The following is a 25,040-nucleotide window of genomic DNA, read 5'->3' as shown; positions in this document are numbered from 1 at the left end:
CATTGCCGTGTCATGCCGTCAGCAGCACGCGGTCCTCGACGAGGTCGGCATGGCTCACCTCGTGGAACCTGTCGACCAGCATCTTGACCGTGAGCGCGGCCTTCTCCGCCCCACCGACGTCCAGCACGATGCGGCCGCCATGCATCATCAGCAGGCGGTTCCCCCACCTTATCGCGTCCTGCATGTTATGGGTGATCATGAGCGTGGTGAGCTGCCTCTCCGTGACCAGCCGGTCGGTGAGATTCATTACCGCCGCCGCCGTCTTCGGGTCGAGGGCGGCGAGATGCTCGTCGAGGAGCAGGAGCCGGGAGCCCGAAAGGGTCGCCATCAGGAGCGCGAGGGCCTGCCGCTGCCCGCCCGACAGGAGCCCGACGCGGGACGCCAGCCGATCCTCCAGCCCGAGCCCGATCGGCGCGAGCGCGTCGCGGAAGCGCCGGCGGGCATCGGCGCCGAGCGCGAGGCGCAGCCCGCGCCGCCGGCCCCGGCGCTCGGCCATCGCGAGGTTCTCCTCGATGGTCATGCCGGCGCAGGTGCTCTCGTTCGGATCCTGGGCGATCCGGCCGATCGTCGCCGCGCGCCGCCAAGGCGAACGGCGGGTGATCTCGCTCCCCTCCAGGAGGATCCGCCCCTCGTCCGGGATGACGAAGCCGGCGATCGCCTTGATCATGGTCGACTTGCCGGCCCCGTTCGACCCGATCACGGTGACGAAGTCGCGGGGTGCGATCGCGAGGTCGAGGCCGCGGAGCGCGCGCACCTCGTTCGGCGTGCCGCGCATATAGAACTTCGACACCCGCTCAAGCGTCAGCATGGCGGCCCTCACCGCAGGAACCGGGGACGGAAGCGCGGGATGGCAAGCGCCATCAGCAGCAGCGCAGCGGTGACGAGCCTGAGGTCGACCGGCTCCAGCCCGACCCGCAGCGCGAGGGCGACCAGGAGGCGGTAGATCACGACGCCGACGATCGCCGCCAGGACCCAGGTCAGGATCCCGCGGTCGCCGAAGATCGCCTCCCCGATCAGCACCGCGGCGGCCCCCGTCACCAGGATGCCGATGCCCATGCCGATGTCGGCGAAGCCGTGATTCTGGGCGACGAGCGCGCCGGACACGGCGATAAACGCGTTGGAGAGCGCGAGGCCGACCATCTTGGTGCGGTCGGTGTCGACGCCGAGCGACAGGATCATCGGCTCGTTCTGTCCCGTAGCGCGCACTGCCAGCCCGAGATCGGTGGAGAAGAACCAGACGAGGAGCGCACCGGCGGCCACGAGCAGGATGAAGGCGACGAGGATGGTGGTGTAGACGTTCTCGCGCCAGCCGAGGCCGAATTGATTGAGCCAGTCGACGGCTTCGCCGAAAACCGTCGGCTCGCGCAGGAGCGGGATGTTGGCCCGTCCCATGATCCTGAGATTGATCGAGTAGAGCGCGGTCATCACCACGATGCCGGCGATGATGTTGTTGATCCTGAGCTTGGTGTGGATGAGCGCCGTCACGACACCGGCGACCGCCCCGGCGAGCGCGGCCGCAAGCGTGGCGTTCGCCGGATGGAAGCCGGCGACGAGCAGCGAGGCAGCTACGGCACCGCCGAGCGGGTAGCTGCCTTCAGCCGTGAGGTCCGGGAAGCGGAAGAAGCGGAAGGTGATGAGGACGCCGAGGCCGAGGAACCCGAAAAGGAAGCCCTGCTCCAGCATGTTGAGGCCGAGCGCCTGCAATTGTGCAGCCAAGACGATCGATTCCCTGCTCAGCCCGGCGGCGGACGCTAGTGAGCGCGACGGGGCCGGTCAAGCCGGCGGGGTTCGTCCGGCACGCCGGCTCAGCGGCTCGCCGAGCGCGGGTTCAGCGCATCGTTGAGGCCGTCGCCCATCAAGTTGACGCCGAGCGTGGTGAGGAAGAGCGCGAAGCCCGGGAACGCAGCCATCCACCAGGCGCGGTTGAAGAAGTCCTGCGCGTTGTGGAGCATGATCCCCCAACTCATCGCGTTCGGGTCGCCCAGGCCGAGGAAGCTCAGGCTCGCCTCGAGCAGGATCGCCCCGGAGATCTGCAGCGTGGCGTTGACGACAATCGGCGGCAGCGCGTTCGGCAGGATCTCGCGCACGATCAGGTCGAAGTTCGACATGCCGAGGGCGCGCGCGGCCTCAACGAATTCGCGTTCGCGCAACGCCAGGAACTCGGCGCGCAGCAGCCGCGCCGTCGCCGGCCAGTTGAGCACGCCGATGATGAAGATGATGCTCCAGACGCTCGCGCCGAACAGCGCGATGATGACGATCGCCAGGAAGAACTGGGGCAGCACCTGGAACATCTCGGTGAGCCGCATCAGGAGCGTGTCGACCCGGCCGCTGAAGAAGCCGGCGGTCGCGCCGATCAGGATGCCGATCGACGTCGAGGTGAGCACCGAGAAGAACCCGACGAGGAGCGACACGCGCGTCCCGTAGATGACGTTGCTGAAGACGTCCGTGCCGAGGCTGTCGGTGCCGAAGAGATGGTCGCCGCCGGGCGGCTGGAACGAGGCACCCATGTCGAGATGGCCGTAGGGCGCGAGCAGCGGCGCGAAGATGCCGACGAAGACGAAGACCGTCGTCACCGCGAGCCCGAACAGCGCGGCGCGGTTGCGCCGGAAGCGCCGCCACAGGCCGAGCCCCGGCCGCCGCCGCGCCGGCGCGGCGGGCCCCGGCGCCGCGGGCAGGCTACTGATAGCGGATGCGGGGGTCGAGGAGAGCATAGAGCAGGTCCGCGATGAGGTTGCCGACGATCACCACCACGCTGATGAAGATGAACATGCCCATCAGCAGCGGATAGTCGCGGGCGTGGATGGCGTCGAAGGTGAGGCGGCCGAGCCCCGGCCACGCGAACACCGTCTCGGTCAGCACGGCGCCGGCGATCAGCGTGGGAAGATGGAGGCTCACCACCGTCACGACCGGAATGAGGGCGTTCCTCAGCGCGTGCTTGAAGAGCACGCTGCGCTCGGAGAGCCCCTTCGCCCGCGCGACCTTGATGTATTCCTGCCCGATCACCTCGATCATGCTGCTCCGGGTCAGCCGCAGGATGAGCGCGATGTTCGGCAGCGCGAGCGTCAGCGCCGGCAGGACGAGATGGTGCGCGACGTCGAGCACGTGGGCGAAGCCGGTATAGCCGTGCCGGATACTGATCATCCCCTGGATCGGGAACCAGTCGAGCCGATAGGCGACGGTGAGGATCAGCATCTGGCCGAGCCAGAACAGCGGGATGGCGAAGGCGGCGAGCGAGAAGATCGTGATGCCGCGGTCGAGCAGCGAGTTCGGCCGCCGCGCCGAGATGACGCCGAGATAGATGCCGACCGCGATCGCGACGACGTATTGCGTTCCCATGAGCAGCAGCGTCGCCGGCAGCCGGTCGAGGATCAGCGCGAGGACGGGGGTGTTGCGGATGTAGGAGAAGCCGAAGTTCCCGGTCATCACCTCCAGGATGTACTTGCCGAGCTGGATGTAGAGCGGCTGGTCGAGCCCCATCTCCCGGCGGAGCCGGTCGATGAACTCCTGGCTCACGCTGGCATCGCCGATGATGTAGTCGGTCGGCTCGCCGGGGGCGGCATGGATCAGCGCGAAGATAATGGTGATCGCGCCGAGCATCAGCGGTATCGAGTAGATCACGCGCTTGATGAGATAGGCTCCGAGCGACATCCCGGCTCCGTTCGGATTTCAGCGGCGATGAGGGGCGGCGCCGCCGCCCCTCGGGCTTCTCACTCGGTCCAGCCGACGAGGTCGTACGGGCCGTACTGCGTCGGTTCGGCCGGCAGGCCGGTCAGCTTGGCGTTGAAGGCGATCGGGTAGAGCCGGTCCCAGATCCAGAGGTGCGGGACGTCCTCGGCGAGGATCTTCTGCGCCTCGTGATAGAGGGCGACGCGCTTCGGCTCGTCGCTCTCCTTGGCCGCTTCGGCGAAGATCTCGTCGAGCTTCGGGTTGCAGTAGCCCGATGCGTTGCGGGCGAAGAGCGGCTCGATGTTGCGGCAGACATAGAGCCGCTCGGTGCCGATCGCGGGGTCCGGACCAGTCGAGAAGCTGCCCATCGTGATGTCGAAGTCCCATTGCTTGAAGGACTTTTCGCGCCAGGCGTTGGAATCGAGCGGCTCGATCTTCAGGTCGATGCCGATCCTGGCGAGGTGGAGCCGCATCAGCTTGGCCGTATCGTCCATCGGCCCTTCCTTGACGTCGTAGCTGACCCGGATCCCGAAGCGCTTGCCGTCCGCGCCCTTCGGATAGCCGGCGGCGTCGAGCATCTCCTCCGCCTTCGCCGGGTCATAGGGGTACTGCCGCACGTCGCCCGTATAGAAGATCGTCTGCTCGGACGAGATCGGGCCGGTGGAGACGCGGCCGAACCCGAAGCCCGCCTTCTCCAGGATCTCCTCGCGGTTGATCGCGTAATAGAGCGCCTGCCGCACTTCCTTCTTGCTGAGCGGCTCTTTGCGGTTGTTGATGAATCCCATGTACTCGCCGGCGATCTGGCGCGGCGCGATGGTGATCTTCACCGACGCGACGTCCTTGAGCCGCTCCACGTCGGACAGCGAGATCGCGTAATAGGGCATGTAGTCGATCTCGCCCTTCTCGAGCGCCAGCGCGCGCGCCGCCTCGTTGGGGATGATCTGGAACACGAGCCGGTCGAGATGGGGCTGACCCTTCAGGTGGAAGTCGGCGTACTTCTCGAGCACGATGTGGCTGCCGCGCACGTACTCCTTGAAGACGAACGGGCCGGTGCCGACCGGATTGAAGCTCGCCGGGTTCTGCCGCGGGTCGCCGCCCTCGAAGATGTGCTTGGGCAGGATCGTGGAGCTGTTGAAGTAGGTCAGGCCGCGGAGCAGCGGCGGATAGGCGTATTTCAGGTGGAACACGACGGTGTGGTCGTCGACCGCCTCGATCCGCTCCACCGCCTCGAGCAGGCCCGAGGCCGGTCCGTTATACTCCTTGTTGATGTTCCACAGGCTCCAGGCGATGTCCTCGGCCGTGAACGGCGTGCCGTCGTGCCACTTGATGTCCTTGAACAGGTGGAACGTGTAGGTCTTGCCGTCCTCCGAAATGTCCCAAGATTCGGCCAGATAGGGCTGCACCTGTCCCTCGGTGTCCTGGCGCACGATCGTGCTGTAGAACTGGCCGGAGAGGTTGCTGGTCGAAATGTCGGTGACGATGCCGGCATTGAGCGAGTCCGGGTCGCCCGGCAGGGCGACGACCATCGTGCCGCCCTCCTTGATCTTCGGCGCCTGCGCGAAGGACGGCGTCGTCCCGACGGCGAGCGCGACGGCCGCGACCCCGAGCGAGCGGCGAAGCGCCCGCGCGAAGGCTCGGTGATGCCCGTGAGTTTCTGGCTTCATTCCCACACTCCCTCCTTGGTGGACAAGGCGGCCGGTGCCGGCATGTGCCGGGCAGCCGCTGGCGGCGCCGTGCCCCTTGCCGGGGGAACGGCCTCGATCGGGAAATGGCAGGCGGCCTGGTGCGCGATGCCCGCGACGGCGGCGAGCGGCGGCGCGACCCGCGTGCACAGCTCCTGGCGCCGCGGGCACCTGGGATGGAAGGTGCAGCCGGATGGCGGGTTGCTCGACGACGGCACGTCGCCCGGCAGCACGATCCGCTGCGCCTTCGCGCCCGGGCGCGGCCGCGGCACCGCCGAGAGCAGGGCCTCGGTATAGGGATGGCGCGGCCGCGCGTAGAGCTCGGCGGCGGGCGCAAGCTCCACGATCCGCCCGAGATACATGACGCCGACCCGGTCGCTGATGTGGCGGACGACGCCGAGATCGTGGGAGATGAAGAGGTAGGTGAGGCCAAAGCGGCGCTGCAGCGAGACGAGAAGGTTGAGGATCTGCGCCTGGATCGAGACGTCGAGCGCGGACACGGGCTCGTCGGCGACGATCAGCTGCGGTTCGAGGGCGAGGGCGCGGGCGAGCGAGATGCGCTGGCGCTGGCCGCCGCTGAATTCATGCGGATAGCGGTCGGCGTGCTCGGGCCGAAGCCCCACCACGTCGATGAGGGCGCGCACGCGCTCCTCGCGCTCCGCCTGGCCGTAAAGGCCGTGCACCCGGTAGCCTTCGGCGATGATGGAGCCAACACGCTTGCGCGGGTTCAGTGAGGAATAGGGGTCCTGGAATACGATCTGCATCTTGCGGCGCAGGCGCCGCAGGGCGCCGCCGTCGGCCTTCAGCACGTCCTCGCCCTCGAACAGGACACAGCCTGCGCTCGGCTCCTGGAGCCGCAGGATGCAGCGGCCGAGGGTGGTCTTGCCACAGCCGGACTCTCCGACGAGGCCGACCGTCTCGCCCTTCCCCACCGCGAGGTCCACGCCGTCGACCGCCTTCACGGTTCCGGCATTGCGGCCGAACGGGCCGCCGGATACGGGAAAGTGCTTCTTCAGCCCTTCGACGCGGAGGAGCGGCCCGTCAGACATGCAGCCAGCACCTCACCTCGTGACCGCCGCCCATCGCGACCAGCGGCGGTTCCTCGGCCCGGCAGCGCTCGTGCGCCCGCGGGCAGCGCTCCTGAAAGGCGCAGCCCGCCGGCAGATGCGCGAGGCTCGGTACCGTGCCGGGAATGGCCGGGAGCATCCGGTCCTCGACGTCGCGGTCGAGGTCCGGGATCGTCGCCATCAGACCGATCGTGTACGGATGGAGCGGATCGTCGAAGAGGGTCCCCACGTCGGCATGCTCGACGATCTGGCCGGCATACATGACGGCGACCCGCTCGGCCGTCTCCGCCACCACGCCGAGATCGTGCGTGATGAGCAGGATGGCGGCGCCGAAATCCTCCTTCAGGCTCTGCATGAGCTCGAGGATCTGCGCCTGGATGGTGACGTCGAGGGCCGTGGTCGGCTCGTCCGCCACCACCAGCTTCGGGCCGCAGGAGAGCGCCATCGCGATCATGACGCGCTGGCGCATGCCGCCGGAGAGCTCGTGCGGGTACTGCGAGAGACGGCGCCGGGGGTCCGAGATCCCGACCTTGCGCAGGAGCGACTCCACCTCGGCGAGCGCCTCCTTCGACGAAAGGCCGCGATGGAGCCGGATCACCTCGGCGATCTGGTCCCCGATCCTGATGACGGGATTGAGGGCCGTCATCGGCTCCTGGAAGATCATGGCGATGCCGTTGCCGCGGATCTTCCGCATCTCCTCCTCGGGAAGGCGCGCGAGGTCGCGCCCCTCGAAGAAGATGCTGCCCGCGGCAATGCGACCGCTGGGGCCCGGCACGAGGCGGAGGATGGACAGTGCGGTGACGCTTTTCCCGCTGCCGGATTCGCCGACCACGGCGAGCGTCTCGGCTCGCCCGATCGCGAGGTCGATCCCGCGCACCGACTTGACCACCCCTTCGCTCGTATCGAAATAGGTGTGGAGGCCGGCGATCTCGAGGACCGGGGTTCCTGCGGAGGGCATGGGCGCCGCCACCTGTCCGCTGCCTCGCCCCTCAGTCCTCGCCGACTTCGGTCTTCTTGTATTCGACCCGCGTGGAGTCGCTCAGCTGGACCCGCCACCCGTCGGGATCGCGCAGCAGCACGTTGCGCCGGCCCGTCGACGGCGAGGGATGGGGCGGCTTGTAGAAGGTGGTGATGCCCTTGGCGACCAGATCCTCGTAGGTCTTGTCGATGTCGATGACCTTGAACGAGATGTGGTTGATGCCCGGGTTCTCTTCCCCGATCACCGTGTGGATCTCGAAGATCGGCTGGTTCTCCCCGGGCAGCTGCATCTCGGCAGAACCGCCGTGATGCTCGGTCCGGCTGAGGAGCTTGAATCCGAGCTTCTTGTAGAATTCCACGAACTCGTCCACGTCGCGAACGATCAACTCGATGTGGTCGATGCCTACGATCATGCTGGCTCTCCGCCCGAAGATTATTGTCGCGTGTCGACAATCGGCATAAATAGAAGCCCTGTCAACGCCGGGGGAATCGGATTTTGACGATGCTGGAGCTACCCGAGCGGCAGTCGCTCGCCGACGTCATCTGCGAGCGGCTGGAACACATGATCCTTTCGGGCGTGCTGAAGCCCGGCCAGCCGATCAACGAGAAGGCGCTCAGCGACAGCAACGGCCTCAGCCGCGCGCCGATCCGGGAGGCCTGCCGCCGGCTCGAGCAGGCGGGGCTTGTCGAGATCATCGTCAACCGCGGCGCCTACGTAAGGACGATCTCGCGCCGGACGGCCGAAGAGCTTTGCGAGATCCGGGTGGTGCTCGCGATCCATGCCGGTCGGCTCGCGGCGGCGGCCTTCACGAAGCCGCGCGTGGCCGAGCTCAAGCGCACGATGCAGGCCATCGAAACGGCGGCGCGCGACGGCGACCTTGCCGCCTTCTACCGCCTCAACCACGATTTCCACATGGCCATCATCGAGGCCGCCGGCAACCGGCGGCTCGCCGAGATCTACACCGGCATCAACAAGGAGCTGAACCTCTTCCGCTGGCGCGCCTTCCAGGGCGCGCCGGGCCTCGACGATTCCGTGTCGGCGCACCGGGCCATCGTCGCCGCACTCGAAGCCGGCGATGCGGACGCGCTCGTCGCCACTGTCGAGGCACACCTTCGAGCCGCAAACAAGCGGCTGATGGATTGCGGGATCGAGGACGATTAGCGCCGGGGGTAGCGTTTGCATCGGCTTCGGGCAGCCGTCGCTGCCGGGTGCCGATTGACACCGCGGCCGAATGCCTGATCGACTCTCTCGTTCGACGGAGGAGGCGCACATGCCCGCAAGCGTGAAAGAGATGATCGAGGCCGCGAATGCGGCGGTGCCCCGGATCACGCCCGCCGAAGCCAGGGCCATGATCGCTCGGGGCGACGCGCTGGTCGTGGACGTTCGCGATGCGCCGGAGGTCGAGAAGACCGGCAAGGTCGCCGGTGCGGTTCACGTGTCGCGCGGCATGCTCGAGTTCAGGGCCGATCCGGAGACGCCGTACCACGACAAGGCGTTCGACAAGCAGAAGGCGATCATCGTCTATTGCGCCTCCGGCGGCCGCTCGGCCCTGAGCGGGAAGGCGCTGAAGGATCTCGGATACGACAAGGTCTACAATCTCGGCGCCTTCAAGGATTGGGCGGAAAGCGGCGGCGAGGTCGAACGGCCAATCGACACCGGCATGTAGCGCAGCGGCGCGTCGGCAGCGTGCATGGGCAACCCGTGATCGTATTCGCTGCGTCCGGGCGCCCGTCCGCTCCAGGACCGCGGTCGGCTTCTATTCCGGCCGCGGGGCGTTATGGGGCACCGCTTCGCGGGACCTGTCCTTGAAGAGCGGGACCAGCACGAACTGGACGAGCGGAATGAGCACCGCTCCGACCAGCAATCCGAACAGTCCGGACGCGGCCGCGGCGACGATCCATTCCACGGCGCCTGCGATCGCAGGGAGGGCGTGGCCCGCGGTCGCCGCCACAGCATGGATGCCGTGTGCGATGGAAGCGAGGCCGTACTGCTCCAGCCCGTGGATGATGATCCCGCCGCCGACCCAGATCATGGCCGCAGTGCCGATCGCGGCGAGGACACGCAGGAAGACCGGCATGCCCACGACGAGGCCGCGACCGAGCGCCTGGGTCACCGGGCGGAACATGCGGTCGGCCCGGGATGCCTCGCCTTCGCTCCGCCCGAGCCGCGCGAGCGAAAGCAGACGGGAAACCGGCCGGTCGCTGCGGGCAAGCGCAACGCCGGCATCATCCGCCTTCACGATGAGGGCCACGCCGCCATAGACGAGCCCCGTGATCCCGATCCCGACCGCCGCCAGGATCGCCGCCTGAACCAGCAGCGACCCGTCGGGCACGGTGGCGAGCGTGATCGCCATGATCTCGGCCGACAGGATGAAATCCGTCTTGATCGCGCCGCTGACCTTCTTGTCCTCGGCCGCCTTGGGATCGTCCGCCGTCGCCCCGACCGCCTCCTCATGGTGATGCGCCGCGTGCGGCGAAATCGCTTCGTAGACCTTTTCGGCACCCTCATAGGCGAGGTAGGCGCCGCCGAGCATAAGAAGCGGCGTGATCGCCCACGGCGCCACCAGGCTCAGAAGGAGCGCGGCAGGAAGCAGGAAGAGGATCTTGTTCTTGAGCGAACCCAGCGCGATCCTGCCCACGATCGGCAGCTCGCGCTCGGCGGCGAAGCCGACCACGTAGCGGGGCGTCACCGCAGCGTCATCAATCACGACGCCCGCGGCCTTGACGCCGGCCCTCGTCGCCTGCGCCGTCACGTCGTCGATCGATGCGGCCGCCACCTTCGCGATGCCGGCAACATCGTCGAGCAGGGCAATCAAGCCTGTGGCCACGGGACCTCCTGTTCGCCCTCAGGCGGCTTTCAGCGCGCTCACGTCGGGAAGCATCAGCTTCTGCCGGGTACCAACGCAAGCCGCCCTGATCGGTTCGAGCAGGAGCAGCAACTTGGCAGGGCCACGCGCCGCTCCACGCGGCCGCCGCGGTCGTGTCCCGCTGCGTCCGGCCCCCAGGCGCGCATCGGCCGTGATCCGGCTGCCGACGGGTCGCTCGACCGGAGCCGGATGGCGAGGCCCCGGGGAGGAGCGTTGCGCCGTCGCGGGATGAGCCCGCTCCGGTTCGTCCGCAGTCACTCCTCGAGGAAGGCGCGGTGGAACGAGTCGCTCAGCGGCTTGACGAGGTATTGCAGGAACGTCCGGTGCTCCGTCGAGATGAAGGCTTCCACCGGCATGCCGGGAAACAGCTTCTGGTTCATGAGCTCGACAGGCAGATGCTCGTCCACCCTCAGCCGGACGATGTAGTACGGCTGGCGCTCCTCCGGATCTATCCGTCGGTCGGCCGACACGTAGGTGACGACCCCCGGGACCTCCGGCGTCGTGCGCAGGTTCAAGGCGCTGAACCGCATGCGCGCAGCCTGCCCCGGATAGACGACGTCGATGTCGCCGGGGCGCAGGCGCGCCTCGACGATGAGGTCGGCGGTGGTTGGCAGCAGTTCCACGATCGCCTCGCCGGGGCGGATGACGCTTCCCGTCGCGTTCGGCACCGTTCGCACGACGACAGCGTTGACCGGCGCGCGAACCACCGTGCGCTCCAGCACCGCCTTGGCCGAGAGGATCTGCTCCTCGAGATCGGCGATGGTCGCCCGGACGCTGTTGAGCTCGCTCACCGCCGTCTCGACCCGGCTGGTCGTCAACCGCTCGATCTGCTCGCGCGCCTCCACGGTCTGAATGGACGTGCTCGCGATTTGGGACTGCGAGACCCCGATCTGGCCGATGAGCTCGGCCTGGCTGCGCAGCAGGACGGTGTAGTCGGACCGGTTCGTCAGCCCCTTGTCGAGCAGGTCCTTCTTGCGCTCGATTTCCGTCTCGACCACCGAAAGCTGCTGCTCGCTCGCTCTCTTCTGGGCCGTCAGGCCCTCCACCGCTTCGTTGAGGGCGGCGACGCGCTGGCCGAGGATCGCGCGTTCCGTGCGATAGCGGGCAAGCTTCGTACGGAACTCCTTCTCCTGCTCCAGGAGAATGTCCGAAAGATCGAGTTCGACTCCGAACGGCGCTTGCGCCAAGGCCGGAATCGCCAGCTCGTCAGCACCGTCCCGCTCCGCCTCCAGCCTGGCCTGCTTTGCCCTCAGCGCGACGAGCTGCTTGTAGATGCGGTTGAGCTGCGCCAGCGCAAACGTCTTGTCGAGGATGATGAGGGGATCCCCGGCCGAAACCGCGTCGCCCTCGTGGACCCCGATCGACTCGATGATGCCACCCTCCAGATGCTGGACGAGGACGTTCTGGCCGGCCGCGGCCACGATCCCGGATGCCACCGCCGCACCCGAGATCGGAGCGAACGCCGCCCAATATCCGAAGCTCACCAGGAAGACCGCGATCGTCAGGTAGCCGATCATGGCATAGCCGCGTGTCCGGGTGTTCACGGAACTCTGCCAGGTCTGGCGAGCGGGACGCTTCATCGGATATTCCCCCCTTGCGTCTTCAGCCGGCGGAGGCGCGGAGCGCCGCGACCGACGGTGCCTGCGCACCGTGTTCGGCATCGGCGCCGGCCGGCCCTCTCGCCTGGCCGTCCTCCGGCCGCACGGCATAGGGCTTCAGGCCGGCACGCGAGATCTTCTGGATCACTTCGCTCGCCGGTCCGACGATCTCGACCCGCCCGTCGCGGAGGTACAGGATCCTCTCGCATCGCGCGGCGAGGCTCACCTTGTGCGTGATCAACAGGACGGTGACGTTGCGATCGCAAGCCTCCTTGATTGCGGATTCCAGCGCCGCTTCCCCCTCGCCGTCGAGATTCGCGTTCGGCTCGTCGAGCACGAGTAGGCGGGGATCCCCGAACAGCGCGCGCGCCAGCCCGATCCGCTGGCGCTCGCCGCCCGACAGGCGGACGCCGCCCGGCCCGATCTGGGTGGCGTAGCCGTCCTTGTGGGCGAGGATGAGCTCGTGGCAGTGCGCGCGCCGCGCCGCCTCAATCACCGCCTCGCCGGAGGCGTCCGGATCGAACCGCGAGATGTTCTCCGCGATCGTCCCCGGCAGCAGTTCCACGTCCTGCGCCAGATAACCGAAATACTGCCCGAGCGCATCGGACTCCCAGTTGCGGATGCTGGCGCCGTCGAGCCTGACGGTGCCCGATCTCGGCTCCAGGGCGCCGACGATGAGCCGCGCGAGCGTCGACTTGCCGGCGCGGGACGGCCCGACGATCGCCAGCGAGCCGCGCGGCTCCACGGTGAAGCTCACGCGCTTGATGAGGGGGGGCGCGCCGGCATCGGAATCCGGCAGGAAGTAGATGAGGTCCTCGACGGCCAAGGCGCCGGCCGGCGCCGGCAGGTCGGTGCTGTCGCCCTCTGCGGCTTCCGCCGCGCGGACGGCGTCCCGCAGCCGCCGCCACGCCGCTCTCGTGTCGATGATCTGCCGCCATGCGCCGATGATCTGGTCGAGCGGCTGCAAGGCGCGGGTCGATAGGATGGTGGCGGCGAAGATCATGCCGCCAGTCATCTCTCCGCCGAGGACGAGATAGGCTCCGAAGCCGAGGATCACGATCTGCAGGATCATCCGGAGCATGCGCGACACGCCGCTATAGGCGGCATTCACGCGCGTGAGCCTGTCGGTTGCGGAGAGCGCGTCGGCGAATCGCCTTCCCCAGAAGTCCGTCACGTTCCGGAGCATGCCCAGTGCCTTCAGCGTCTCGTAGTTCCGCGCGAACGCCTGGGCGGTGTTCATGGACCGCGCCAGCGTCTCGGCGGCGGCCGCACCCGCGCGCGCCGTGGCCAGCTGGTTCACCACCGCCACGAGGAGGAGCAGAACGGCCCCCGCGGCGGTGATCTCGAACAGCAGCGGGTGGACCAGATAGAGCACCGCGAGGAACAGCGGCGTGAAGGGGACGTCGAACAGGAAGAACAGGACGCGAGAGCTCGAGAAGCTCCGCACCGTGGCGAGGTCACGCAAGGGCTGGACGTCGCCATAGGCGGCGCGCGACCCCCGCAGCGACGAGATCAGGGCGGTCGACCCCAGTTCCAGGTCGACCCGGGCGGCCAGACGGTTCGCGTACTGGCCGCGCACCATCTCGAGGATGCCGAGGACGATCAGCGATCCCAGCGCGGCGATCGAAAGGTACGCCAGGGTCTCCAGGCTCGAAGACGGCAAGATACGATCATACACCTGCAGCAGGTAAAGCGGCACGACGAGGAGGAGAACATTCACGAGACAGGAGAATATGCCGATCTCGATGAACCCCCTTCGCAGGAAGCCCAGCCGCACCTTCTGAAACATTTCATGCCCTCACGCCGCAAGAGCGGAGAACAACCATATCGCCTGGGATGGCTTATCGGAAGCAATTTATCTTGGCGGTGTATGCGTCATTACCATTGACGTGCAGTTGTGGCACGCACGGGAACACTAGCCGTGAAGTCTTGGACGGGCCGGCCGGCCCGCTCAAACACCCCATGCAAGTGGATTGCGGAACGCGGCTTCACACCGGCGGAAGATCGTCGGTCCTCCGTTCTCCATTCTCCTGGCGGGTCCCCCGATTGGCTTCCATCCGGAACGGCCTGACGCGGCCGTCGCCGTAGAATCGCTTGAAGAAGACCGCCTTCTTCCCGGACCCGATCCGGCGGAGCGCCCGGAACAGGAAGCGCGTGGCTTCCGGAGACCTGGACGCCCACGCGTTCAGCACCATGCAGTCGCCCTCCGCCGCCTCGATGTCCGGCAAGCGGCCCGTTGCGCGAAGCCACCGCTCGGCCACGTCTTCCGAGGTTTCCGCCCAGCCGACGAAGCCGACGATCCTTCGGTCGGAATCGACGACGAAGCGATAATGGCCCCTGTTGATCTGGCCGACGAGGATCCGCGACCATTCGCCGAACCGGCGCCCGCTGAAGGCCGGCATTCCCATCAGGAGATTCACGGCCGCCCCGAGCGCCGCAAGGTTGTTCGACGCCCGCAGCAGAGTCAGCCCGTTTCGTTCCTCGTCTGGCGGGAGACGCGAGCCTCGCTCGTATGACCTCGTGGCGAGGTTCGCGTCCGTTCGTGCTTCCGACGGCTGTTCCACTGCCGTCCCCCGATCCGGCCGAGCCCGGTCAGATGAAGTCGGAGGCTTCGATCAGCGCCTGGTTCACGTTCAGGAAGGTGATCGTGTTGTTGCTCACGCCGTCGAAATAGGTGAGGACCGTGTCCGCACCGACCTGGGCCTCGGTGAAGCTCGCGAAGCTGAGCCCCGCAGCGCTCACGTTCACCTTGTCGAGCCCGTCCTGCCAGTCCGTGATGATGTCGTTGCCGAAGCTCTTAAGGCCGAAGTAGAAGATGTCGGCTGCGGCACCGCCGGTAAGCGTATCGTTGCCTCTGCCGCCGTCCAGCGTGTCCGTCCCCCCTCCGCCAGACAGGATGTCATCGCCGTTACGGCCGCTGAGCGAGTCGTCGCCGCCTCCGCCTTGGATGGCATTGGCAAAACCGTTGCCGAACAGAGTGTCGGCGAACCGGGACCCGGTCAGGTTCTCGATCGCCCCGAGCGTGTCGATTCCCGCTCCGACGGTGTCCTGTGCGCCAGCCACCGCAAGGTCGACAGTCACACCGGCGACGGCCGTCACATAGGAGGCCGTGTCGGTTCCGGCGCCGCCATTCAGCACGTCGTTGCCATTTCCGCCTTCGAGAATGTCATCGCCGGCATCGCCGAAGAGGCTGTCATTGCCGTTCCGGCCAGTCAGGCTGTCGTTGCCATTGCCGCCCCTGATGACGTTGGCAAATCCATTTCCGAGCAGCGTATCCCCGAACTTGGACCCGGTGAGGTTCTCGATCGCAATTAGCGTGTCGGTTCCCGACCCGCCGGTGTTCTGCGCGCCGGCGACACCCAAGTCGACAGTCACAGCACCGATCGACGTGGCATAGGAAGCCTCGTCAGTTCCGGCTCCGCCATCGAGAATATCGTTGCCGTTGCCGCCGTCCAGGATGTCGTTGCCAGCATCTCCGACCAGGTTGTCGTCGCCGTTCCGGCCGCCGAGCGTGTCGTTCCCGGCACCGCCCCGGATCACATTGGCCGCTCCGTTGCCGAAGAGGGTATCCCCGAAGCCGGACCCGGTCAGGTTCTCGATAGCGATCAGAGTGTCTGTCCCCGCACCGCCGGTAGCTTGGGCACCTGCCAGAGCTAAGTCGACATTCACCCCAGCGACGGCCGTGGCATAGGACGCTTCGTCTATGCCGGGGCCACCATTCAGTATGTCGTTGCCGGGGCCTCCGTCCAAAACGTCATTACCTGCTTCTCCGAAGAGACTGTCGGCACCGTTCCGACCCGCCAAAGTATCGTTGCCGGCTCCGCCGCGCAGGATGTTGGCGACACCGCTCCCGAGAAGCGTATCATCGAAGCCGGACCCGGTCAGATTCTCGATCGACGTCAGCGTGTCGATACCGGCGCCGCCGGTGTTCTGGGCACCCGCAAGCGCAAGGTCGACCGTCGCCCCGGCGGTTGCCGTAGCATAGGACGCCTCGTCGACTCCGGTGCCGCCGTTCAGGATGTCATTGCCGGGGCCGCCATCCAGAATATCGTCACCGGCCCCGCCGACCAGAGTGTCATTTCCGTTCCTGCCGCCAAGCGTGTCGTTGCCATCTCCACCCCGGAGGACATTAGCTGCATTGTTTCCGAGCAGCGTGTCATCGAAACCAGAGCCGGTCAGATTCTCGATCGCCGTCAGCGTGTCGATCCCGGCCCCGCCCGTGTTCTGTGCGCCGGCCAGCGCAAGGTCAACCGTAACCCCAGCCGTGGCAGAGCCGTATCTCGCTTCGTCGATTCCCGCGCCACCATGCAGGATATCGTCGCCTGCTCCCCCATCCAGGATATCATTCCCGTCCCGGCCGATCAGGGTGTCGTTGCCGGCGAGGCCCCTCAGAAAGTCGTTGCCGGCATTACCGTCGAGCACGTTCGCGGTGCCGGAGCCGGTGATGGTGTCGCCCAAGGCGCCGCCCGTGACGTTCTCCACTCCGGTGACCGTGTTGAGCGGGCCGAAGGGATTGCCGAAGCTGTCGTAGACCTGCGAAGTTCCCGCGGCCAGGCTGATCGCGACGTAGTAGTTCACGAACGCCGAGAAGTCGTACCGGTCGGTTCCGCCGCCGCCGTCGACATTGTCGCCGTACTCGCCGTCGAGGACGTAGATCACGTCGTTGCCGGCGCCGCCGTTCACGGTGTCGGTCCCGAAGCCGCCATAGAGCAGATCGTTGCCCGCACCGCCGAGAAGCGTGTCGTTGCCGATGCCGCCATAGATCGTGTCGTTGCCGGCCTGCCCGTCGAGGACGTTGTTGCCGCTGTTCCCCGTGATGGTGTCGTCGTTCTGCCCGCCCACGACGTTCTCGATCGAGACGAGGTTGGCGTACACCGTCGCGCCGATCCGGGCGGTGTTGTCCTCGAGGCTGATGATCCAGTTGTCGCCGATATTACTGTACGACCAGTCGCCGGTGTCGTTGCCGGCACCGCCGTCCATGAGCTCGCCGGGCCCGCCGAAGTTCTGGATGAGCACGTCATCGCCGGCGCCGCCATAGAGCTGGTCGGTTCCCGAACCGCCGTCGAGCACGTCGTTGCCGGCACCCCCCATAAGGATGTTGTTGCCGGACGACCCGGTGATGATGTCGTTGAGCGCGCCGCCGGTGACGTTCTCGATATTGGCGACGGTGTTTTGCGGGCCGAACGCGGCGCCGCCGCTGCTGTAGACCTGGGACGTCCCGGCCCCGAGGTTGATCACCACGTAATAGTTGGCGAAGCTCGCGAAATTGTAGGTGTCGGTTCCCGCGCCGCCGTCGACGTCGTCGCCGAATTCGCCGTCGAGCACGTAGATGACATCGTCGCCGGCGCCGCCGTTGACCGTGTCGGTTCCGAACCCGCCATAGAGCAGGTCGTTGCCGTCGCCGCCGTTCAGCGTGTCATTGCCGATGCCGCCGTAGATGGTGTCGTTGCCGGTATGGCCGCTCAGGACGTTGTCCCCGCTCGACCCGGTGATCGTGTCGTTCCCCTGCGTGCCGACAACGTTCTCGAAATTCGTGAACGTGGCGCTGAACAGCGTGAAGGAGCCGGAGGACAGATTGATCGTGGCGGTGAAATTGTCCGCAGACAGATCGATCGTGTCGATGCCGGTGCCGCCGTCCCAGGTGCCGCCGGTGACGAAGAGATTCTTGATGTAGTCATTGCCGGCGCCGCCGTTGACGGTGTTGGTGCCGGTGTCCTCAATATAGTCGTCGCCGTCGCCGCCGTTCAGCGTGTCGGTGCCGTCGCCGCCATAGAGCGTGTCGTTCCCGGCGTTGCCGTTCAGCACATCGTTGCCGTCGTCGCCGGTCAGGTAGTCGGCGCCGTCGCCGCCGTTCAGCGTGTCGTTGCCGCCGAGGCCCTTCAGCGTGTCGTCGCCTGCACCGCCGTTCAGCGTGTCGTTGCCTTCCATCCCGTACAGGTTGTCGTTGCCCGCATTTCCGGTCAGCGTGTTCGCGGCGTCATTGCCGTAGATCGTGTCGTGGCCGGAGCCGCCGATCGCGTTCTCGATCAGCGAGGCGGTGTTCCCCTGGTAGAGCAGCGCGTTGTAGATATTGCCGCTCGCATACACGCCGCCGCCGAGATAGGAGAGCTGCGCGCTCGAGAAGGTCGAATCCGCGCCGGGCGCAAGGTCGATGCTGAGGTTCGTCGTGTAGTTCGACAGATCGTAGGTGTCGATGCCGCCGCCGTCCCAGATCGTCGCGAAGATGCGATTGCCGCCGGGATTGATCGCGGCGACGCCGTTGACGAAGGTCTGGCCCGTCGTCGGCGACCAGGAATAGACGGTATTGCCGGAGTTCACCGAGTAGTCCGCGCCGTACATGTATTGCAGCGCGGCGATGTCCAGCATCATGAAGGTCTGCGGCGCACCCCAGGTCTCGTAGCTGTATCCGCTCAGCGGACCGCCGACATAGGTCCGGTACGTCATGATGGAATATTCGAGCGAGTCATAGGCGGCTGGCAGGGCGCCATAGGCACCGCCCGTATGACCATGCGCGAGGCCGAGCGAGTGGCCGAGCTCGTGCAGAACCGTGTGCCAGTCGTAATTGCCGGCCGTCGGGAAGTCGCCGCTCGGCCCGAAGAAGGCGTCGCCGCCCCAGATGCTGTTGTGCGGATAATAGGCGTAGGCCGTGCCCGGATCCGACGTGTTCGCGACGCGGATCGTGCCAGCACCGGACCCGCTACCCGCATAATCGATGCCGAGATTGGTGAAGCCTTCGACCGAGAACCCGGCCGCCCCCGAGGGCTGCGTGTAGATGGCCGCGTTCAAGCCGAAATGGACGGCCACCATCTGCTGCGCGCTGACCTGGCTGAAATTGTTCAGCGGCTCTTCCGTCGTGTAGCCCGCCTGATAGTCGGCGGTCGAATCCGGGTCGCTGTAGGTGATGAAGCCGTCTGACCACCGGACGCCGCTCAGAAGGCCGTCGATGCGCTGGTCGCCGGAGGCTGCAACCGCAGCCGTCGTGTCGCCGGATCCGTTCTCCTCGGGCGTCGGGGGAGAACCAGCGTCTGCGACGGGACCGGGCCCGGTCGCATCCGGCTGCTCGGACGGCGCCAATGGATCGGAAAGGCCCTCGTCTTCCGTGACCTGCGGAGCGGAGCGCACGGCAGGCGCGCTGTCCAGCGGCGAAAGGAGGCTTGCGCCGCCAAACGGAGCGGACGCGGCTTCGTCCTCTGCGACGGCGGAGGACAGGTTCGCCACCCTGACGTCCGGCGCGGAAACCCGCGCGGATGTGTAATCTGCTTCGGCCGCGCGGCCGGCGTCCTCGGACGCGTTGTCGTCGCCGTCATGGCTGGACGAGGATGAGTTGGGGGGCGATTCGGACTTCAGGTCCGCGACGAGATCCGAAACGGCAGGCCATGCGGTGGACGAATCCTCCGCAAAGCTGAACTCATCCACTGCGAATTCGAAGCCTGAATGGCGCGGATCGTTCGTCATGACACCCCTCCCCGGCGCGGCATCTGAAGTAGTTTTACTCCCACCATATCCACGGTTGCACAGCCGAGTGCTTCAGGCAACCGCCGGGGAGTACCGCTCTTCACTTGTGCCAACTTGAGATGAGCACACTATCATGCTCGATCTCATCTTGAAAGCACACACATGCATCCCGCAACTTGCAGAAAAAGTCACCGAAACTTTGCGTAAACTCGATTAGGGGCCGGCCATGTGCCGGCTCACGGTTCCAGCATTGCATGATGCAAGTGGCTGCTGCTCAAGTGCCTGCAGGGCTTCGATCTTCCGCTCCGACCATCGGGACGGGGCGGGCGGTGCGGCTTGCTAAGGCCAGCGGCATGGTGCGGGACGAGAGGCAGGAAGGGTGCATCAGGGATGTCTGCGCCTGTCAGGCTCCGCTTAGCCGGCCGGCGAACACGAATTCGCCTCTATTGCGCCGGACGCTTTCCACCCTCGCCAGATCACGCGATGCTACACATGGTCGTCCTGAAGAGGTTTCATCCTGCGCCTGCGGCCGCAATCCTTGCGATCGCCGCAGGCTCGGCATGCGCCGATACAGGTCGCCTTACCAGAGGGGACGGACCGATGACCGCAGAAAAGGAAGCAGTCGTCGCGGCACAACCCGATCGCCCGCGGCGCGCCGGCGACATGCTGCCGCCGCCGGACTACGAGGCGGTCATGGCCGACGAGTTCAGGCACGCCAGGGAAGCCGGCACGAATGCGGCCCTGATACGGTTCATCGCCCGCCATCCACAGCACCGCCTCGCCGACGAGGCGCGCGCTTTGCTCTCGCGCCGGCCGGCGGCCGACCCGCCGGGCGGCACCGGCGATCCCGACGCCGACGTCTATCGGGCTTTCGACCAGGCGCGGCGGGACCGCGCATTCGACAGCTTCATCGCCCGCCATCCGCAACATCCTCTTGCCGAAGAAGCCAGACGGATGATGCGCACGGCGCCGGAGGCGAAGTGATCGAAGGGCTCAGCGCCTGACGGCTCCCGTGCATCGCACAGGCGAGGTCCGGCAATAGCCGGGTGGCGGCGATCTCTCGGCCGAACCGGGTTTGCAAACGGCAACAAGCGGAGAGCCGCAATCAGGTCGGCAGCGAAGAATTGTGCGGATCGTCCGGGCACACTGCACGGTCGAGGGCGTCGCGCACCTTCACCGCGAGATCGGCATAGGTGAAAGGCTTGGTGATGAGCTGGACGCCGGCTTCCAGCCGCCCGTTGTGCACGATGGCGTCGCGCGCGTAGCCGGTGGTGAAGAGGACCTTCAGGTCGGGCCGGACAACGGCCGCAGCGCGCGCGAGGTCGGCGCCGGTCATGCCGCCGGGGAGCACAACATCGGTGAAGAGGAGGTCCACCCGCCGCTCCCGGCCGAGCAGGCGCAGCGCGGCCGGGCCGTCCTGGGCTGCGATCACACGGTAGCCGAGCTCGCGCAGGATTGCGCTCGAATAGCTGCGCACGTCGTCGTCGTCCTCCACGACCAGGATCGTCTCCTCGCCCGAGCCTTCCGGGACCATGCTCGCCGGCACCGCCTCCGCCTCCTGGTGCTCACGGGTTAGGCGCGGGAGATAGATCTTGACGGTCGTGCCGTGGCCCGGCTCCGAATAGATCTTCACGTGGCCGCCGGATTGTTTCACGAAGCCGTAGACCATGCTCAGCCCGAGGCCCGTTCCCTTGCCGGGTTCCTTGGTCGTGAAGAACGGCTCGAAGACGCGCGCCGCCGTTTCCCTGCTCATGCCGTGGCCGTTGTCCGAGACGCAGATCACGACGTACTGCCCGGGGGCGACCTCCGCATGGGTCGCCGCGTAGGCCTCGTCGATCCGCGTGTTGGCCGTCTCGATCGTGAGCTTGCCGCCGCCGGGCATGGCGTCGCGGGCATTGACCGCGAGATTGAGGATCGCGCTCTCGAGCTGGTTGCCGTCGGCCTCCACCGGCCAGAGGCCGGCCGAGAGCACCGTCTCCACCTCGATCGTCTCGCCGAGCGTGCGGTAGAGCAGGTCGGACATGTCGGCGATCAGCTTGTTCGGGGCGAGGGGCCGTGGCTCGAGCGGCTGGCGACGGGCAAAGGCGAGCAGCCGCTGGGTCAGCGTGGCGGCGCGGCGGGCGCCGTTCATCGCGTTGGCGGCGGCGCGTCGGAGGCGCCGCATATCGTCGGGAAGGTTGCGCTCGAGGATCTCCAGATTGCCGACAATGACCTGCAGCAGGTTGTTGAAATCATGTGCGACGCCGCCGGTGAGCTGGCCGACGACCTCCATCTTTTGGGCCTGGCGGAGCGCCTCCTCGCGCTCGCGAAGCTCGCGGGTGCGCTCGCTCACCTGCTCCTCGAGCGTGGCATTGAGTTCCTGCAGGGCCTGCTCGGCTGCGCGCGTCCCGGTGACGTCCACGTTGACGCCGATCATCCCGACGAAGCGTTCCTCCGCGTCGAAGCGGGGCTGGGCCTCGGTCCTCAATATCCGCCAGGCGCCGTCGGCGCGGCGATAGCGCGCCTCGACCTGGACCGGTGAAAGGGCACGCATCGCGCCGCCGATCGCGACGTGTACCGCCTCGACATCCTCGGGGTGAAGCGTCGATTCCCACTCGAAGCCCGCGATCTCCTCCGGCTCGACGCCCCAGAACGCCCGGAGCGCGCGGTTGAGATAGAGGCAGCCGCCCTCGGCGTCCCCCATCCACAGCATGACGGGCGCGCTCTCCGCGACGAGACGGAAACGCTCCTCGGTCTCCCTCAGCGCCCGCTCCGCCTGCTTCTGGTCGGAAATGTCATGGCCCTGGACGAAGATGCCCGTGACGGCGCCTTCCGCGTTGCGGATGGGCTGATAGATGAAGTCGACGTAGCGCTCCACGGGCGCGGCGTGGGGCTCGTCCCGGAGAAGGACGCGCACGCCCTCGCCGACGAACGGTTCGCCCGTGGTGTAGACGCGGTCGAGGAGTTCGTAGAAGCCTTGCCCCTCGATGTCGGGCAGCGCCTCGCCGACGGTGCGCCCCTCCAGGACGCGGTTGCCGACCAGCTTGCGATAGGCGTGGTTGGCGATCTCGAAGACGTGGCGCGGCCCCTGCAGCACCGCCATGAACCCGGGCGCCTGCGCGAAAAGATCGCGAAGCCGGCGGACGTCGCCTTCGAGAGCCGTCCGCTGGTCCTCGACGGCCCGCGCCCGCGACAGCACGCCACTCTCGATGGAGTGGGCGGGCTCGGCTCCGACATTCCGGCGGGCCATCTCCCGGAGGCCGTGCAGCTCGGTGACATCGACCGTGTGCTGGAGAATAAGCGCAACCCGGCCCTCGCCATCGAAAAGGGGCGTATGGGTGGCGCTCCAGTATCGCTCCTCGAGACCGCCGTCGGGGCGCCGGATGTCGTACTTGATGAGCGGCAGGTGGTCCGGCCGGCTCTCCTTGAGCACGCGCTCGAAGGAGCCGTTCAGAAGGCGGCGGCTATCGGACCCAGGATCGCTCGGGAAGGCGTCGAACATGTTGCGCCCGAGGATGTCGTCGAGCGCACGCATCGTCACCCGCAGATAGGCCTCGTTCGCGGCAACGATCCTGAGCTGCGGATCGACAACGACATAGGGGTTGGGGGAAGCGCGGAATATCGCCTCGTCCTGAAGCTGGCCAGGCGCGGCTCCGCTTGCGCCGCCCGGCCGCCCATCGGATGCAGCCCCGGCCTCGATTTCCATCGCAATCGTCCCTGCTGCGCACGGAAGACGGGCAGAAGCGCCGTCTGCGCGTCTTGAGTTCCCCCTCTATCCGGCAATCCCCCTCATGCAAAGGCTCGGCGGCCATCATCCGCCTTCCGCCGGGTCGCGATCCGTCGAGGGCGCTGTTGCCCTTGTTCGTTCCGCGGCCGGCCCTAGACTACGACGGTGCGGACCAGGCGGCGGACCGCGGGGCAGGCGGACGGCGACCGGGTCCATACGCGCGAGCGTCCGGGAGGCCCGTGAGCTGCGGCAGACGCTCGTGTAACAGTGCGCGGAGGTGAAGGGGTGAACGCCGTTGCTTATTGCGGTCCCGCGCCTGTGCCGCACGACATCCTTGCGACCTGGAACTTCGATCCGGTCCTCCTCGCCGCAATGGCTGCAATGCTCGCCGGACACCTCGTCGCGATTCGCCGCAGGTCGGCTGATCCCAATGCACGCAGGGGGCCGGCGGCTCTCGCCTGGATCCTGCTCGCGATCCTCTTCATTTCCCCGCTCTGCGCCCTGAGCTCGGCCCTGTTCTCCGCCCGCGTGCTCCATCACGTCGTGCTCACCGCCGTGGTTGCGCCGCTGATCGTCATGAGCCTGCCGGCCCTCGCCAAGACGGCCGATGCGGCGAGAGGACGGCTGACGCTCGTCTTTCTCGGCCACACCGCCATCCTCTGGCTCTGGCACCTGCCGCAGCCCTACGCGGCCGCTCTGTCGAGCGATCTGCTCTACTGGGTCATGCAGGTGTCGCTGCTCGGCTCGGCGCTCCTTCTGTGGGGATGCCTCCTGCGCGACGGCCCGATGCTGCCCCGGATGACGGTCGCGCTCGGCAGCATCATCCAGATGGGCCTGCTCGGTGCGCTCATCACTTTCGCGCGCGCGCCGCTCTATGCGGCGCATGCCGGCGTGACCGAACCCTGGGGCCTCACCCAGATGGAAGACCAGCAGCTCGCCGGGCTGATCATGTGGGTGCCCGCGGCGCTGCCCTATCTCGCTGCCGCGCTCGTGCTGGTCGGCCGGACCCTGTCGACCGCCTCGGTTTCGCAAACGGGCCGCGTCTGATGGTGCCATGGCTCAAGGCCATCCACATCGCGACGCTGGTGATCTGGTGCGGCGGGCTGATCGCACTCCCGAGCCTGTTCGCGATGCGCGGGCGGTTCGCGCACCGGGAGCTCGAACATGATTTCCATCGGATGGTGCGCGACGCCTTCGTCCGCATCGTCTCGCCTGCCGCTTTCGTGGCGGTGGCGAGCGGCGCGGCGCTGATATTCGCGCGCGAGGTCTTCACGCCCTGGATGATACTGAAGCTGGTCTTCGTCGGGATGCTCGTCGGGCTGCACGTGCGCCAGGGCTACGTGCTCGTCCGTCTCTTCGAGCCCGGCCGGCGCTACGCGCGATGGCGCCAGCTGCTTGCCACGGGTGCGACCGTGGTCGTCGCGTGCTGCGTCCTCTTCCTTGTGCTCGGCAAGCCGGACCTGGACCCCGCTCTCCTGCCTGACGTCATGCGGCAGCCGGGCGGGCTTCAGTCCCTGCTCGAAACCATGATGCCGATGCCATGATCGAAGACGAGCTTGCCGCCGTGCCAGCCCGCAAGGCCGACGAAAATCGCCGCCAGCACGGACGTCGCCAACCCAAGGGGAAGGACGACCTCCTCGTGGTTGCCGACGCGCATGCCCCAGTTGAGGCCGGCGATCGCGATCAGCGTCACGGCGGCGACGGCATGGTTCCAGCTCGCCGCGCGCTTGCGGATGCCCTTCACGAGCAGCAGCTCGGCCGTGCCCGCCACGCTGGCGGCGATGCCGAGCCAGAAGGCGAAGCCGCTCGCCCACAGCGCCGCCTGCGGCCAGAACGGATCGCCCCACCACCAGTAGAAGACGTCGCAGCCGAGCGTGGCCATCACCAGCGCGATGGGGAAGGTCACGAGCATCGCGTGGATCGGGTGGCCGGCCACCGCCACCTGCGAGCTGGTGTCGTGCTTGGTGACTTCCTCGATGACGGGATTGGCCATGGAACCTCTCGATCGGCAAGCCTAACGC

General features: G+C 67.2%; 20 protein-coding genes. 5 read left to right on the top strand and 15 right to left on the bottom strand.

What is annotated here, in order from left to right:
• Positions 1 to 10 precede the first annotated feature (10 nt).
• The 8 genes from ACUN0C_RS12385 to ACUN0C_RS12350 form a co-directional block, all read right to left on the bottom strand.
• On the bottom strand, positions 11 to 808 hold the full coding sequence (locus tag ACUN0C_RS12385; RefSeq protein ID WP_445466682.1) for an ABC transporter ATP-binding protein: 798 nt from the start codon (positions 806 to 808) through the stop codon (positions 11 to 13).
• A gap of 8 nt (positions 809 to 816) precedes the next feature.
• Entirely contained in the window at positions 817 to 1,716 is a 900-nt protein-coding gene (locus ACUN0C_RS12380) for an ABC transporter permease (protein ID WP_445466681.1), read from the bottom strand.
• Between the two features lie 89 nt (positions 1,717 to 1,805).
• Positions 1,806 to 2,711 (bottom strand): ABC transporter permease, encoded by a 906-nt coding sequence (locus ACUN0C_RS12375; protein ID WP_445466680.1) that lies wholly within the window; start codon positions 2,709 to 2,711, stop codon positions 1,806 to 1,808.
• A complete protein-coding gene (locus tag ACUN0C_RS12370; protein WP_445466679.1) occupies positions 2,677 to 3,648 on the bottom strand; it encodes an ABC transporter permease in 972 nt (323 codons plus the stop codon). Before ACUN0C_RS12370 ends, ACUN0C_RS12375 begins: the two co-directional genes overlap by 35 nt.
• A gap of 59 nt (positions 3,649 to 3,707) precedes the next feature.
• Positions 3,708 to 5,330, bottom strand: a complete 1,623-nt coding sequence (locus ACUN0C_RS12365; protein ID WP_445466678.1) for an ABC transporter substrate-binding protein — start codon at positions 5,328 to 5,330, stop codon at positions 3,708 to 3,710.
• Positions 5,327 to 6,397 carry an ABC transporter ATP-binding protein gene (locus ACUN0C_RS12360; protein ID WP_445466677.1) on the bottom strand — a complete coding sequence of 357 codons (1,071 nt, stop codon included), beginning with the start codon at positions 6,395 to 6,397 and terminating at the stop codon, positions 5,327 to 5,329. Before ACUN0C_RS12360 ends, ACUN0C_RS12365 begins: the two co-directional genes overlap by 4 nt.
• Positions 6,390 to 7,373 carry an ABC transporter ATP-binding protein gene (locus ACUN0C_RS12355; RefSeq protein WP_445466676.1) on the bottom strand — a complete coding sequence of 328 codons (984 nt, stop codon included), beginning with the start codon at positions 7,371 to 7,373 and terminating at the stop codon, positions 6,390 to 6,392. Before ACUN0C_RS12355 ends, ACUN0C_RS12360 begins: the two co-directional genes overlap by 8 nt.
• Positions 7,374 to 7,404: 31 nt before the next feature.
• Positions 7,405 to 7,806, bottom strand: a complete 402-nt coding sequence (locus ACUN0C_RS12350) for a VOC family protein (protein ID WP_445466675.1) — start codon at positions 7,804 to 7,806, stop codon at positions 7,405 to 7,407.
• Positions 7,807 to 7,895: 89 nt separating this feature from the next.
• Here ACUN0C_RS12350 and ACUN0C_RS12345 point away from each other — a divergent pair, with 89 nt between their 5' ends.
• Together ACUN0C_RS12345 and ACUN0C_RS12340 are read left to right on the top strand one after the other, a co-directional pair.
• The gene (locus ACUN0C_RS12345) at positions 7,896 to 8,555 is read left to right on the top strand and encodes a GntR family transcriptional regulator (protein ID WP_445466674.1); all 660 of its coding nucleotides are present in this window, start codon (positions 7,896 to 7,898) and stop codon (positions 8,553 to 8,555) included.
• A gap of 109 nt (positions 8,556 to 8,664) precedes the next feature.
• A complete protein-coding gene (locus ACUN0C_RS12340; protein ID WP_445466673.1) occupies positions 8,665 to 9,060 on the top strand; it encodes a rhodanese-like domain-containing protein in 396 nt (131 codons plus the stop codon).
• A 90-nt stretch (positions 9,061 to 9,150) separates the two neighbouring features.
• On the opposite strand, the gene ACUN0C_RS12335 is transcribed toward ACUN0C_RS12340, so the two are convergent.
• The 5 genes from ACUN0C_RS12335 to ACUN0C_RS12315 form a co-directional block, all read right to left on the bottom strand.
• Complete coding sequence (locus tag ACUN0C_RS12335) at positions 9,151 to 10,221, bottom strand: DUF808 domain-containing protein (RefSeq protein WP_445466672.1); 1,071 nt, start codon at positions 10,219 to 10,221, stop codon at positions 9,151 to 9,153.
• 293 nt (positions 10,222 to 10,514) lie between these two features.
• On the bottom strand, positions 10,515 to 11,840 hold the full coding sequence (locus tag ACUN0C_RS12330; RefSeq protein WP_445466671.1) for an HlyD family type I secretion periplasmic adaptor subunit: 1,326 nt from the start codon (positions 11,838 to 11,840) through the stop codon (positions 10,515 to 10,517).
• Between the two features lie 22 nt (positions 11,841 to 11,862).
• Entirely contained in the window at positions 11,863 to 13,647 is a 1,785-nt protein-coding gene (locus tag ACUN0C_RS12325) for a type I secretion system permease/ATPase (RefSeq protein WP_445466670.1), read from the bottom strand.
• A gap of 199 nt (positions 13,648 to 13,846) precedes the next feature.
• Entirely contained in the window at positions 13,847 to 14,260 is a 414-nt protein-coding gene (locus ACUN0C_RS12320; protein ID WP_445466669.1) for a hypothetical protein, read from the bottom strand.
• Between the two features lie 190 nt (positions 14,261 to 14,450).
• Positions 14,451 to 19,313, bottom strand: a complete 4,863-nt coding sequence (locus ACUN0C_RS12315) for a M10 family metallopeptidase C-terminal domain-containing protein (RefSeq protein ID WP_445466668.1) — start codon at positions 19,311 to 19,313, stop codon at positions 14,451 to 14,453.
• Positions 19,314 to 19,913: 600 nt separating this feature from the next.
• Between ACUN0C_RS12315 and ACUN0C_RS12310 the strand changes: the two genes are divergently transcribed.
• Positions 19,914 to 20,297 carry a hypothetical protein gene (locus ACUN0C_RS12310; RefSeq protein ID WP_445466667.1) on the top strand — a complete coding sequence of 128 codons (384 nt, stop codon included), beginning with the start codon at positions 19,914 to 19,916 and terminating at the stop codon, positions 20,295 to 20,297.
• Positions 20,298 to 20,418: 121 nt separating this feature from the next.
• Here ACUN0C_RS12310 and ACUN0C_RS12305 read toward each other — a convergent pair whose 3' ends face one another.
• Positions 20,419 to 22,998, bottom strand: coding sequence for a PAS domain-containing protein (locus ACUN0C_RS12305; protein WP_445466666.1), 2,580 nt, complete (start codon positions 22,996 to 22,998; stop codon positions 20,419 to 20,421).
• 306 nt (positions 22,999 to 23,304) lie between these two features.
• Between ACUN0C_RS12305 and ACUN0C_RS12300 the strand changes: the two genes are divergently transcribed.
• On the top strand, positions 23,305 to 24,066 hold the full coding sequence (locus ACUN0C_RS12300; protein WP_445466665.1) for a cytochrome c oxidase assembly protein: 762 nt from the start codon (positions 23,305 to 23,307) through the stop codon (positions 24,064 to 24,066).
• Positions 24,066 to 24,563: a CopD family protein gene (locus ACUN0C_RS12295; RefSeq protein ID WP_445466664.1), complete on the top strand. Its 498-nt coding sequence runs from the start codon at positions 24,066 to 24,068 to the stop codon at positions 24,561 to 24,563. Before ACUN0C_RS12300 ends, ACUN0C_RS12295 begins: the two co-directional genes overlap by 1 nt.
• Here ACUN0C_RS12295 and ACUN0C_RS12290 read toward each other — a convergent pair.
• Positions 24,527 to 25,012, bottom strand: coding sequence for a DUF2231 domain-containing protein (locus tag ACUN0C_RS12290; RefSeq protein WP_445466663.1), 486 nt, complete (start codon positions 25,010 to 25,012; stop codon positions 24,527 to 24,529). The two genes, ACUN0C_RS12295 and ACUN0C_RS12290, sit on opposite strands and share 37 nt — an antisense overlap.
• Between the last annotated feature and the right edge of the window lie 28 nt (positions 25,013 to 25,040).

The organism is Faunimonas sp. B44 (assembly GCF_052655945.1).
Note: the sequence above shows the minus strand (reverse complement) of the source record. Positions and strands in the feature narration are given on the sequence as shown.

What these genes read in the sequence shown, in the direction of transcription:
- ACUN0C_RS12385 (WP_445466682.1), bottom strand. Translation starts at nt 808, where the DNA reads ATGCTGACGCTTGAGCGGGTGTCGAAGTTCTATATGCGCGGCACGCCG.
- ACUN0C_RS12375 (WP_445466680.1), bottom strand. Translation starts at nt 2,711, where the DNA reads ATGCTCTCCTCGACCCCCGCATCCGCTATCAGTAGCCTGCCCGCGGCG.
- ACUN0C_RS12370 (WP_445466679.1), bottom strand. Translation starts at nt 3,648, where the DNA reads ATGTCGCTCGGAGCCTATCTCATCAAGCGCGTGATCTACTCGATACCG.
- ACUN0C_RS12365 (WP_445466678.1), bottom strand. Translation starts at nt 5,330, where the DNA reads ATGAAGCCAGAAACTCACGGGCATCACCGAGCCTTCGCGCGGGCGCTT.
- ACUN0C_RS12360 (WP_445466677.1), bottom strand. Translation starts at nt 6,397, where the DNA reads ATGTCTGACGGGCCGCTCCTCCGCGTCGAAGGGCTGAAGAAGCACTTT.
- ACUN0C_RS12355 (WP_445466676.1), bottom strand. Translation starts at nt 7,373, where the DNA reads ATGCCCTCCGCAGGAACCCCGGTCCTCGAGATCGCCGGCCTCCACACC.
- ACUN0C_RS12350 (WP_445466675.1), bottom strand. Translation starts at nt 7,806, where the DNA reads ATGATCGTAGGCATCGACCACATCGAGTTGATCGTTCGCGACGTGGAC.
- ACUN0C_RS12345 (WP_445466674.1), top strand. Translation starts at nt 7,896, where the DNA reads ATGCTGGAGCTACCCGAGCGGCAGTCGCTCGCCGACGTCATCTGCGAG.
- ACUN0C_RS12340 (WP_445466673.1), top strand. Translation starts at nt 8,665, where the DNA reads ATGCCCGCAAGCGTGAAAGAGATGATCGAGGCCGCGAATGCGGCGGTG.
- ACUN0C_RS12330 (WP_445466671.1), bottom strand. Translation starts at nt 11,840, where the DNA reads ATGAAGCGTCCCGCTCGCCAGACCTGGCAGAGTTCCGTGAACACCCGG.
- ACUN0C_RS12325 (WP_445466670.1), bottom strand. Translation starts at nt 13,647, where the DNA reads ATGTTTCAGAAGGTGCGGCTGGGCTTCCTGCGAAGGGGGTTCATCGAG.
- ACUN0C_RS12320 (WP_445466669.1), bottom strand. Translation starts at nt 14,260, where the DNA reads ATGCCGGCCTTCAGCGGGCGCCGGTTCGGCGAATGGTCGCGGATCCTC.
- ACUN0C_RS12315 (WP_445466668.1), bottom strand. Translation starts at nt 19,313, where the DNA reads ATGACGAACGATCCGCGCCATTCAGGCTTCGAATTCGCAGTGGATGAG.
- ACUN0C_RS12310 (WP_445466667.1), top strand. Translation starts at nt 19,914, where the DNA reads ATGACCGCAGAAAAGGAAGCAGTCGTCGCGGCACAACCCGATCGCCCG.
- ACUN0C_RS12305 (WP_445466666.1), bottom strand. Translation starts at nt 22,998, where the DNA reads ATGGAAATCGAGGCCGGGGCTGCATCCGATGGGCGGCCGGGCGGCGCA.
- ACUN0C_RS12295 (WP_445466664.1), top strand. Translation starts at nt 24,066, where the DNA reads ATGGTGCCATGGCTCAAGGCCATCCACATCGCGACGCTGGTGATCTGG.
- ACUN0C_RS12290 (WP_445466663.1), bottom strand. Translation starts at nt 25,012, where the DNA reads ATGGCCAATCCCGTCATCGAGGAAGTCACCAAGCACGACACCAGCTCG.